This is a genomic window from Achromobacter sp., assembly GCF_049647645.1.
Taxonomy (GTDB): Bacteria; Pseudomonadota; Gammaproteobacteria; order Burkholderiales; family Burkholderiaceae_B; genus Achromobacter.
Genome location: NZ_JBARYB010000017.1, coordinates 1 through 10,312, shown reverse-complemented (window position 1 = coordinate 10,312; position 10,312 = coordinate 1). Strand labels below are relative to the sequence as shown.

10 protein-coding genes are annotated in these 10,312 nt (G+C 65.5%); 8 read left to right on the top strand and 2 right to left on the bottom strand.

Features of this window, described 5'->3' with window-relative positions; genetic code table 11:
- The coding region (locus WBB14_RS01960; RefSeq protein WP_424238337.1) for an L-aspartate oxidase at positions 1-1,208 on the top strand (1,208 nt) is incomplete at its 5' end.
- Positions 1,209-1,317: 109 nt separating this feature from the next.
- Entirely contained in the window at positions 1,318-2,115 is a 798-nt protein-coding gene (locus WBB14_RS01955) for an IclR family transcriptional regulator (protein WP_041655857.1), read from the top strand.
- A gap of 53 nt (positions 2,116-2,168) precedes the next feature.
- On the opposite strand, the gene WBB14_RS01950 is transcribed toward WBB14_RS01955, so the two are convergent.
- Positions 2,169-3,596, bottom strand: coding sequence for an FAD-binding oxidoreductase (locus tag WBB14_RS01950; protein ID WP_424238336.1), 1,428 nt, complete (start codon positions 3,594-3,596; stop codon positions 2,169-2,171).
- Positions 3,597-3,856: 260 nt separating this feature from the next.
- On the opposite strand from WBB14_RS01950, the gene WBB14_RS01945 reads away from it, so the two are divergent.
- From WBB14_RS01945 to dmpG, 5 genes are all read left to right on the top strand, one after another.
- Positions 3,857-4,879, top strand: coding sequence for a TRAP transporter substrate-binding protein (locus tag WBB14_RS01945; protein ID WP_424238335.1), 1,023 nt, complete (start codon positions 3,857-3,859; stop codon positions 4,877-4,879).
- Between the two features lie 138 nt (positions 4,880-5,017).
- On the top strand, positions 5,018-5,500 hold the full coding sequence (locus WBB14_RS01940; RefSeq protein WP_424238334.1) for a TRAP transporter small permease: 483 nt from the start codon (positions 5,018-5,020) through the stop codon (positions 5,498-5,500).
- On the top strand, positions 5,497-6,780 hold the full coding sequence (locus tag WBB14_RS01935; RefSeq protein ID WP_207469314.1) for a TRAP transporter large permease: 1,284 nt from the start codon (positions 5,497-5,499) through the stop codon (positions 6,778-6,780). The genes WBB14_RS01940 and WBB14_RS01935 overlap by 4 nt, the downstream gene beginning before the upstream one ends.
- 41 nt (positions 6,781-6,821) lie before the next feature.
- Positions 6,822-7,727: an acetaldehyde dehydrogenase (acetylating) gene (locus WBB14_RS01930; protein WP_424238333.1), complete on the top strand. Its 906-nt coding sequence runs from the start codon at positions 6,822-6,824 to the stop codon at positions 7,725-7,727.
- Positions 7,728-7,739: 12 nt separating this feature from the next.
- Positions 7,740-8,783, top strand: a complete 1,044-nt coding sequence (gene dmpG / locus WBB14_RS01925) for a 4-hydroxy-2-oxovalerate aldolase (protein ID WP_424238332.1) — start codon at positions 7,740-7,742, stop codon at positions 8,781-8,783.
- Positions 8,784-8,808: 25 nt separating this feature from the next.
- Here dmpG and WBB14_RS01920 read toward each other — a convergent pair whose 3' ends face one another.
- Entirely contained in the window at positions 8,809-9,663 is an 855-nt protein-coding gene (locus WBB14_RS01920) for a helix-turn-helix domain-containing protein (protein WP_424238331.1), read from the bottom strand.
- 251 nt (positions 9,664-9,914) lie between these two features.
- Here WBB14_RS01920 and WBB14_RS01915 point away from each other — a divergent pair.
- On the top strand, positions 9,915-10,312 hold a 398-nt coding region (locus WBB14_RS01915), incomplete at its 3' end, for an alpha/beta fold hydrolase (RefSeq protein ID WP_424238330.1).

The following is a 10,312-nucleotide window of genomic DNA, read 5'->3' as shown; positions in this document are numbered from 1 at the left end:
GCATCGCCCACGCGGCGGATGCGACCGGCAGCGCCATCATCGCGGCGCTGGAGCAGCGGGCGCGGCGGCACTCCGGCATCACGCTGCTGGAAGCGCATTGCGCCGTGGACCTGATCCAGGACGGCGCCCCGGGCGCCGCAAGCGCGCGCTGTCTAGGCGTGCGATTGCTGGACCTGCGCAGCGGGCGGATCTTCGACGCGGCGGCCGCCCAGGTGGTGCTGGCCAGCGGCGGCGCGGGGCAGGCATACCAGACGACGACCGCGCCGGCCGCCGCCACCGGCGATGGCATCGCCATGGCCTGGCGCGCAGGCTGCCGGGTCGCCAACCTGGAGTTCACGCAGTTCCATCCGACCGGCCTGCATCACCCGCAGGCGGGCGGCTTCCTGATTTCCGAGGCCGTGCGCGGCGAGGGCGGCGTTCTGCGCCTGCCGGACGGCGCCCGCTTCATGCCGGCGCATGACCCGCGCGCCGAGCTGGCGCCGCGCGATATCGTCGCCCGCGCCATCCAGAACGAGATCGAACGCCACGGGCTGGAATGCGTGCACCTCGACATCAGCCACCAGCCGCCGGCGTTCCTGCGGGCGCACTTTCCCACCATCCATGCGCGCTGCCTGGCGCTGGGCATCGATATTTCCAAGGCTTCCATTCCGGTCTCGCCCGCCGCGCACTACACCTGCGGCGGCATCGTCGCCGACATGGCGGGGCGCAGCGATCTGCCCGGCTTATATGCGGTGGGGGAGGCCGCCTGCACCGGACTGCACGGAGCGAACCGCCTGGCCAGCAACTCGCTGCTGGAATGCGTGGTCATGGGCAGGGCGGCCGCGCAGGACATCCTGGGTCAGGCGCTGTTGCCAACGGCAAGCCGCTTGCGGGCCGCCGACGGAAGGACCCGTCCGGCGTCCTCGGACCTGGCGACCCTGCGGCGGGACTTGCGCCAGCTGATGAGCCGGGACGTGGGCGTGCTGCGCAGCGACGCGTCGCTCACGCGCGCGGCCGCCTTCATTGGACCGCTGCGCGTGGAACTGGAGGCGCGGCTGTTGCGTGAGGGCGTGAGTCTGGAATTGCTGGAGCTGCGCAACCTGGCCCTGGTTGCGGATCTTATTGTGCGTGCAGCCAGCGCGCGCGACGAAAGCCGGGGCGCGCATTTCAACAGGGACAGGCCGATCCGCGCCGAAACACAGGCGCTTGCGCCATACGCAATACCGTAGAATACCGTCGGCGGGACTCTGGCATCATCGGATCAAGAGTCTTGGGCGAACTGGATGCGCGGCACGCAATGCACGCGGCGGTATGGTGAAACAGGTGAAGCAAGCAGAGATGTCCTCCAAGACGGCCAAGACCAAGGAAAAGGACAAGGCCGCGCGCCCCGAACCGGCCGCCAGCCAGACGCTGCTGCGCGGCCTGGACATCATCGAATCCGTGGCCGCGGGCGTCAGCGATCTGGGAGATATCGCGCAGCACACCGGCATGACCTACAGCACGGTGCATCGCATGGTTCTGGCGCTGGCGCGGCGCAATTATCTGAAGCGCGATCCGCAGCGCGGCTACATGCTGGGCAGGAAATTGCTGGAGCTAGGGTTCCACGCGTATTCGGAAGTGGAGTTGACGCAGATTGCGCGCCCCATCCTGCAAGGCCTCGCGGACCAGACATCCGATACCGTGCACCTGGCGACCATGGATCATGGGCTGGTCATCTATCTGGACAAGATCGCCAGCCGCCGCGCGATCGAGATCAGTTCGCGCATCGGCGGCAGCAAGCCGCTGATATCCACCGGGGTAGGCAAGGCCTTGCTGCTCGACGCTGGCGAGCAGGAGTGGGAAGCCATCTACGAAAATCAGCGCCATCTGCTGCGCCTGCCTGTATCGAAAGCCGCATGGCTGAAGCTGATGCGCAACTACGCGCAGGCCGGCTACGCCTATGACACGGGCGAGGACGAGCCGTCCATCCGCTGCGTGGCGGCGCCCATCCGCGACGGCCGCCGCAAGACGGTCGCGGCCGTCAGCGTCTCCAGCACCCTGGAATACATGGATGAAAAGCGCATGGCCGCGCTGGTGCCGGTGGTATGCGAAGCGGCGCGCAGGATCAGCGCGGAACTTGGCAGCAGCCAGGGCTGAGGAGCAGGCGCCGCTTCAGGCGCCTGCCGGCAAGATCGGGCCAGGGGAACGGTCTAGGCCAGGATCTTGCCAGGGTTCATGATGCCGAGCGGATCCAGGGCCTGCTTGAGCTGACGGACCAGCGCCAGCTCCGCCTCGCTGCGGCTGTAGTGCAGCCATGGCCGCTTGTGCAACCCGATGCCGTGTTCGGCCGAGACCGAGCCTTCCAGGCTGCGCACGATGCCGTAGAACGCGGCTTCGATATGCTTTTCCGTGCGATGTCCGTCAGCCGGCAAGGGGCCGACCACGATATGCACATTGCCGTCGCCCACGTGGCCGAAATAGATCGCCTGCACTGAGGGGAAGTCCCGGGCCAGCGCTTGTCTCATGCGCCCGACGCATTCCTCGATACGCGAAATGGGCGCGGATACGTCGAAGTTGATGGTGGGCGCATAGGTTTTGAGCATCTCCGAGATGGAGTCGCGCAATGCCCAGAACGCCTCGGCATCTGCGTGCGATTGCGCGATGGCCGCATCGGCGATCCAGCCTTCGGCAAGCGCATGCTCCAGCACGGCTTCGAATCTGGCCGCGTCTTCCTCGGGCGCGGCCGCCTGCAGGTCCAGCAACACGTAAAGCGGATGGACGGCGGGCAGCGGCGCGGCTATGCCGCCAGCGGTGGTGGCTGCCAGGTAGTAGTCCTGCCACATCACCTCGAATGCGCTGACCTGTCCGGACAGGCGTTGCTGCGCATGCCGCAGCAGCTTGATGGCCGACCCGAAGTCGGGCGCGGCCACCAGCGCCGTGTTGGCGCCTGATACGCCGGGATGCAGGCGCAACACCGCCTGCGTGACGATACCCAGCGTGCCTTCGGTGCCGATGAACAAGTGCTTCAGATCGGGGCCGGCGTTGTTCTTGACCATCTTGTTCATCATGGAAAGCACGGTGCCGTCGGCCAGCACGGCCTCCAGGCCCAGCACCAGGTCGCGTGCCATGCCATAGCGTATGACCCGGTTGCCGCCGGCGTTGGTGGAGATGTTGCCGCCGATCTGGCACGAGCCGCGCGCGCCGAGGTCCAGGGCGAAGAAGAATCCGGCTGCCTGGGCGGCCTCCTGGATGGTCTGCAGCGGCGTTCCGGCCAGTACGGTCATGGTGGCCGAGGCGGCATCGATTTCCACGACGCCGGACATGCGCTCCATGGAAACCAGCACGCAGCGCTCCACCGGCACGGCGCCGCCGGCCAAGCCGGTCAGGCCTCCTTGCGGCACTACCGGGCAACGCGCGGCGTGGCACAAGGCGAGCAGGCGGGCGACTTCGCCCGTGCTGCGCGGACGCGCCAACGCCAGCGGGGTTCCGCCTTGTTCATCGCTCCAGTCATGCAGGTGCTTGCCGTCGATGTCGGCGCCCGTCAATACCTCGCCGATGCCAGGTTCGCGCCGCAGCGCAGCCAGCACTTGCTCCGGGCTCCACGGAACCGATGCCGCTTCAGGCGCCGCAATCTTCATGTGCATCACTCCTTTTGACGTGTCTTTCACGTTTATGCCGTTCTTATAATCTCTCATATGTTGAGAGATGTTCTCAGGGTTTGAAAAAATTTTAGCATCAATCTAGAATGCGCCGACGGCACACACAACCGGCCCTGCGGCGTCCAACTGAGCGTCAAAGGCCAGGAAACCGCCGCGCGTCAGCGCAGTTGGATCCGCTGATTTTCCGCAGAAGAAAGGTCTGTTTCCCTGGGGAACAGCGCATTGTTGGAGACAAAGAAATGATGATGGGTATCACAAGAAAGCTGTTCCGGTCCGCGACGATAGCGGCGGGTTTGGGCATGTTCGCCGCCAGCTACGCAGGCTATGCGGCCGCTGCGGAAAAGATCGTGCTCAAGGCGGGCCATGCCGCGTCCACCAGCAACACCGGGCACCTGGCTCTGGAACATCTGGCCAAGGAGCTCGCGGCCAAGACCGACGGCCGCATCACGATGGAGATCTTCCCGAACTCCCAGCTGGGCAGCGAGCGCGAACTGGTGGAGAGCATCCAGTTGGGCAATGTGGACATGACCTTCGTGTCGTCCGCCGTCCTGGGTAACTTCAATAAGGAATTCTTCGCGCTGGACATCCCCTTTCTGTTCAAGGACCGGGCCAGCGTTTATCGCGTGCTGGACGGCGAGATCGGGCAAGGGCTGCTCGGCAGCCTGGACAAGGTGGGGATCAAGGGCCTGGCGTACTGGGAGAACGGCTTTCGCCAGCTGACCAATAGCAAGAAGGTCATCAAGTCGCCGGCGGACCTGGCCGGCATGAAGATGCGGACCATGGAAAACGAAGTGCACATCGCCGCATGGAAGGCCGAAGGCGCCAACCCGGCGCCGCTGGCCTTCGGCGAGCTCTTCACCGCGCTCCAGCAGGGTACCTTCGACGCGCAGGAAGGCCCGATCAACCTGTTCTACGACATGAAGTTCGACGAGGTGCAGAAGTACATCACCAAGACCAACCATGTCTATTCGCCCTGGCCCCTGCTGATCAATCCGGACGTCTACGGGCGCTTCAGCGATGCCGACAGGAAGATCCTCGAACAGGCGGTCAAGGACACCACCGCCTACCAGCGCGACTTGGCGCAGAAGGCCGACGAGAAGGCCGAAGCCGCGATGACGACGGTCACCTTCACCGCCTTGACTCCCGAGGAACTGTCGGCGTTCTCCGGCAAGATGGGGCCGATCCAGGAGATGGTGAAGAAGAAGGTGGGCGGCACCATCGTCGACAGGATCGTGGCTGAAGTGAACAAGGCGGGTAGCTGAGCGCCCGCGGCGCCGAAGCCGTCTCATCCTTGCGCGCGCCGCTGGCGGGCGCGCGTGTTCAAGCCGGCAACCGCAAGCGCGGTGGCGCGGCCGGGTCGCTGCCCGCCGCAAGCCGGCTGTCTCCGGAACTACGACACCATGTGGAAATTTCTAGACAAGCATCTGGAAGAGATGCTGATCGTGCTCCTGCTGTCGGCCATGTCGCTGCTGATCTGCGCGCAGGTCTTCATGCGTTACGTCATGGACAGCTCGCTGGCCTGGTCGGAAGAGCTGGCGCGCTATTGCTTCATCTGGGCCACTTACCTGGGCGTGAGCTACGCCGTCAAGCGTAATGCGCATATCTGCGTTGAAGCGGCGATCTCCCGCTTTCCGGGCCGCCTGAAGGCCTGCTTCGTGGTCCTGTCGCATCTGCTGTTCATCGTGTTCGCCGCGCTGGTGGTGAAGGAAGGCTACGCGCTGACGCTGAAGATCTTCAAGTTCGGGCAGACCTCTTCGTCGCTGGGGTTGCCCATGGGGGTGATCTATCTGGCGCCCACCGTGGGTTTCGGGCTGGTCATCCTGCGGCTGATCCAGAGCATTTTTCTCGAGCTGGGCGCGTTGCGCCAAGGGGGCCGGGCATGATTTCGCTATTGCTGTTCGGCAGTTTCCTGGCGCTCCTGATACTCAGCGTTCCCATCGCCATTTCCCTGGGCCTGGCCTCCGCGGTCGCGTTGCTTTACAGCGGCAAGGTCAGCAGCAGCTACATCGCGCAGGGCCTGGTCACCTCCATCGATTCCTTTCCCCTCATGGCGGTGCCGTTCTTCATCCTGGCCGGCGATCTGATGGGGCAGGGCGGACTGTCGCGGCGCCTGCTCAATGTGGGCAACGTGCTGTTCGGCCGCTATACCGGCGGGCTGGCCATCATCGCCATCGTCACTTGCATGTTCTTCGCCGCGATTTCCGGTTCGGGGCCCGCCACGGTAGCGGCCATCGGCGGCATCATGCTGCCCGCCATGGCTCAGCAGGGCTACGACAAGGGCTATTCCGTCGGCCTGATCGCCGCCGCGGGCAGCATCGGCATCATCATTCCGCCCAGCATCCCGATGATCATCTATGCGGTGTCGGCCAATGTGTCGATCACCAAGATGTTCCTGGCGGGCATCATCCCCGGCTTGCTGATAGGCGTGGGTCTGATGATCGTCGCGTACTTCAGCGCGCGCAAGCATGGCTACCGCGGCGTGGACCGCCGCTACAGCGGCCGAGAAATCGCTGCGGCGGTGTGGGATGCCAAGTGGGCGCTGCTGGCGCCTGTCATCATCCTGGGCGGCATCTACGGCGGCGTGTTCACGCCCACGGAAGCAGCTGCGGTCGGCGTGCTTTACGGCTTTGTCGTCGGCGCCTTCGTGCACAAGGAACTGACGTTCAAGGGGCTGTACCAGGTGATCGCCGGGTCCGCGCTGACCTCGGCCACCGTGATCGTGATCGTCGGCACGGCCACGATCTTCGGGCGCGTGCTGGCGATCGAGCGCATTCCGTTCCTGATCGCCGACTACATCGTGCACCTGACGGACAACCCCATCGTCATCCTGCTGCTGATCAACGCGCTGCTGCTGTTCGTCGGCATGTTCATGGAGACGATAGCGGCCATCATCATCCTCACGCCCATCCTGCTGCCGGTGGTTATGGCGGTCGGCGTGGATCCGGTGCATTTCGGCATCGTGATCATCGTCAACCTGGCGATAGGCATGGTGACGCCGCCGGTGGGCGTGAATCTGTTCGTCGGCGCCCGCATCGGCGGCATTCCGTTGGAGAAAGCCGCGGCCGGCTCCCTCGCCTTCATCGCGGCCATGATCGTCACCTTGCTGGCGATCACATATGTGCCCGCGCTCTCGCTGGCGCCGTTGAGCCTGATGGGCAACTAGCGGGTCCGCGTTCTTTTTTTCTATCAAACCAGGAGTAAAGCATGTCAGGAAAACTGCGGGCCGCGATCATCGGCTCGGGCAATATCGGCACCGACCTGCTGGCCAAGCTGAAGCGCAGCGCGGTGCTGGAACCGGTCTGGATGGTGGGCATCGATCCGGAATCGGACGGGTTGAAGCGCGCGCGGGACATGGGTCTTGAGGTCACCGCCGACGGCGTGGACGGCTTGCTTCCCCACGTGGCGGCGGCCAACATCCGCTTCGCCTTCGACGCCACCAGCGCCTACGTCCACAAGGAGAACTCGGACAAGCTCACCGCGCTGGGCGTCAAGGTGATCGATCTCACGCCGGCCGCTATCGGCCCCTACTGCGTGCCGCCGGTAAACCTCAAGGATCTGGCGGGCCGGCAGGAGAACAACGTCAACATGGTGACCTGCGGCGGCCAGGCGACCATTCCCATGGTGTACGCGGTGTCGCGCGTGCAGCCGGTGGCGTATGGCGAAATCGTGGCCACGGTGTCCTCGCGCTCGGCGGGACCGGGCACGCGCAAGAACATCGATGAGTTCACCCGGACCACGGCCGGCGCGGTGGAGCGCATCGGCGGCGCCAAGCGGGGCAAGGCCATCATCATCCTCAATCCGGCGGAGCCGCCGATGATCATGCGCGATACGGTCCATTGCCTGACCGAGAGCGAGCCGGACCAGGCCCGCATCACCGAGTCCGTGCACGCCATGATCGCCGAGGTGCAGAAGTACGTGCCGGGCTATCGCCTGGTCAACGGACCGGTGTTCGACGGCAACCGGGTGTCGGTCTACCTTGAGGTCGAGGGCCTGGGCGACTACCTGCCCAAGTATTCGGGGAATCTCGACATCATGACCGCGGCGGCCGTGCGCAGCGCCGAAATGTTCGCCGAGCAGATGCTGGCGTCCGCCGCCCAGGCAGCAAACTAGGAGATGAAGAACATGGAATTGAAAGGCAAGAAAGTCGTACTGCACGACATGACGCTGCGCGACGGCATGCATCCCAAGCGCCACCAGATCACGCTGGATCAGATGGTCTCGATTGCGCGCGGCCTGGACGATGCAGGCGTGCCGCTGCTGGAAGTCACCCACGGCGACGGCCTTGGGGGCGCATCGGTCAACTATGGCTTCCCCTTGCACTCGGACGAGGAATACCTGTCGGCCGTGATTCCGGTCATGAAACAGGCCAAGGTGTCCGCCTTGCTGTTGCCGGGCATCGGCACGGTCGAGGACCTGCGGCGCGCGCATGCGCTGGGCGTGCACACCCTCCGGGTGGCCACGCACTGCACCGAGGCGGACACCGCCGAGCAGCATATCGCCGAGGCGCGCAAGCTGGGCATGGACACGGTGGGCTTCCTGATGATGAGCCACATGAACAGTCCGGAAGGGCTGGTGCGGCAGGCCAAACTGATGGAAGGCTACGGCGCCAATTGCATCTACATCACGGATTCGGCTGGGCATCTGTTGCCCCATACCGTCAAGTCCCGCCTGGAAGCCGTGCGCGGCGCGCTGCGGCCGGAGACGGAACTGGGATTCCATGGCCACCATAACCTGGCCATGGGAGTGGCCAACAGCATCGCCGCCATCGAGGCCGGCGCGGTGCGCATCGATGCGGCCGCGGCCGGGCTGGGGGCGGGAGCGGGCAACACGCCGCTGGAAGTGCTGGTGTCGGTGCTGGACCTGATGGGCGCCGAGACGGGCGTCGACGTGTTCAAGATCCAGGACGTGGCGGAAGACCTGGTGGTCCCCATCATGGATTTCCCGATCCGCATCGACCGCGACGCGCTGACGCTGGGTTATGCCGGCGTGTATGGCTCGTTCCTGCTCTTTGCCAAGCGCGCGGAACTGAAGTATGGCGTTCCGGCGCGCGAGATCCTGGTCGAGATGGGGCGCCGCGGCATGATAGGGGGCCAGGAAGACATGATCGAGGATACGGCCTTGTCCCTGCTGCGGCAAAAGCGGGCGACCGCCGCCAGCCCCGCCTGAGGCGGGTTGCCGGCTGGCGTCGCCTTCACGGTACGCCGGTCAGCAGATGCTGCGCCGCGCCGGTCGCCGCCCGCCTGAAACGCGACGGCGACACGCCCATGTGTTCGCGGAAAAAGCGGGAGAAATTGCCGGGCGTGGAGAAGCCCAGATCCAGCGCCACCGAAGTCAGGGGTTGTTCCTGGTGCACCAGCAGGCGCACGGCTTCCTCCACGCGCACCGCGCTCCAGAAGACCTGCGGCGTGGTGTTGAGCTGGTCGCGGAACAGCGCGAAGAAGTGGCCGCGCGACAGGCCCACCCGGCTGGCGACTTCTTCCACTGCTATCGGTTCATGGGCATGCTCGCGCATGTAGGCGATGGCCGCGCGCAGCCTGCGGTCCAGCGCCGGCGCGGCGGGCATGAGGCTGCGCGGGCGTTCCGGTCCGGTGGACGATTCGATCGCCGCTTGCAGCAGGGCCTCGACCTCTGCATCCAGGTCGGCGCCCGGGTGTTCGTGCGGCGCGACGATTTTATCCAGCAGGCGCCAACAGCCTTGGCGCACGGCCGCGTCTATCGGGACGCCGGGCGCCTCGAAATGGAACGGCCGGCCGGTGGCGGCGCGCCGTTCGTCCAGCCAGGGCTTCGCGATGTAGAGAACCAGGAAGATGGCCGGGCCGGATCGTTCAAGCAGCCTGGCGTCGTGCGATTCGTAGGTATTGGTGCCGAGCGCCAGGTGCTCGCCGTAGGGGACCGGAGTCTGGCCGACATGCCCCAACACGCGCGCGCCGCCCAGCCAGAGGGCCAGTTGCACCTCCGCATGCGCGTGCGGGATCAGGTCGTCGCGCAGTTCCAGCACGACGGCGCGGCCGAACGCGCCCTCGTGCAAGGCATAGGTCTCCTGCATCTGTGTCTCCCGTTTTTCTTATCGCCTCGTCGCGCAAGCCAGGGCTTGTGAACGGGCGGGTGCGGCGCTCAGGGAATTTTATGGGTGTTTGCGCGTTTGTCCGTCCTAGGTGTATTCACTAGGCACAAAATCTGACTCTGCGATAAGTCCGCGCACCCGGCGATAAGCGCGCAGATGCCCGCGCCGATACAGTCCTGAAAATTGCCGGCGCAACGACGGCGCAGACCAGGACTGACAAAGGAGGCGGCAGCATGAGCACGCAACACGTCAACGGCATGGCCGTTGAGATCGACGGCAAGGGGCCGGCACTGTTGTGCATACACGGCCTGGGCGGCTCGTCGAATACCTGGACGCCCATCATGGGCGCATTCGAGGGGTTCCGGGTCATCCGTCCCGACCTGCCGGGCAGCGCGCGCTCGGCGCTGGGCGTCAAGCGTCTGTCCATCGCGGCCTATGTGGAGGCGCTGGCTGGACTGCTGGATGAGCTGGACGCCGATGCGGCGCATGTCGCCGCACATTCGCTGGGAACCGTGGTGGCTCAGCATCTCGCCGTGACGCACCCGGGCAGGGTCAAATCACTGGCCTTGTTCGGGCCGCTGGCCGCGCCGCCGGACGCGGCCCGGCCCGGCATCCGCGCGCGGGCGGAACT

What these genes read in the sequence shown, in the direction of transcription:
- WBB14_RS01950 (WP_424238336.1), bottom strand. Translation starts at nt 3,596, where the DNA reads ATGAAGATTGCGGCGCCTGAAGCGGCATCGGTTCCGTGGAGCCCGGAG.
- WBB14_RS01940 (WP_424238334.1), top strand. Translation starts at nt 5,018, where the DNA reads ATGTGGAAATTTCTAGACAAGCATCTGGAAGAGATGCTGATCGTGCTC.
- WBB14_RS01955 (WP_041655857.1), top strand. Translation starts at nt 1,318, where the DNA reads ATGTCCTCCAAGACGGCCAAGACCAAGGAAAAGGACAAGGCCGCGCGC.
- dmpG (WP_424238332.1), top strand. Translation starts at nt 7,740, where the DNA reads ATGGAATTGAAAGGCAAGAAAGTCGTACTGCACGACATGACGCTGCGC.
- WBB14_RS01935 (WP_207469314.1), top strand. Translation starts at nt 5,497, where the DNA reads ATGATTTCGCTATTGCTGTTCGGCAGTTTCCTGGCGCTCCTGATACTC.
- WBB14_RS01920 (WP_424238331.1), bottom strand. Translation starts at nt 9,663, where the DNA reads ATGCAGGAGACCTATGCCTTGCACGAGGGCGCGTTCGGCCGCGCCGTC.
- WBB14_RS01945 (WP_424238335.1), top strand. Translation starts at nt 3,857, where the DNA reads ATGATGATGGGTATCACAAGAAAGCTGTTCCGGTCCGCGACGATAGCG.
- WBB14_RS01930 (WP_424238333.1), top strand. Translation starts at nt 6,822, where the DNA reads ATGTCAGGAAAACTGCGGGCCGCGATCATCGGCTCGGGCAATATCGGC.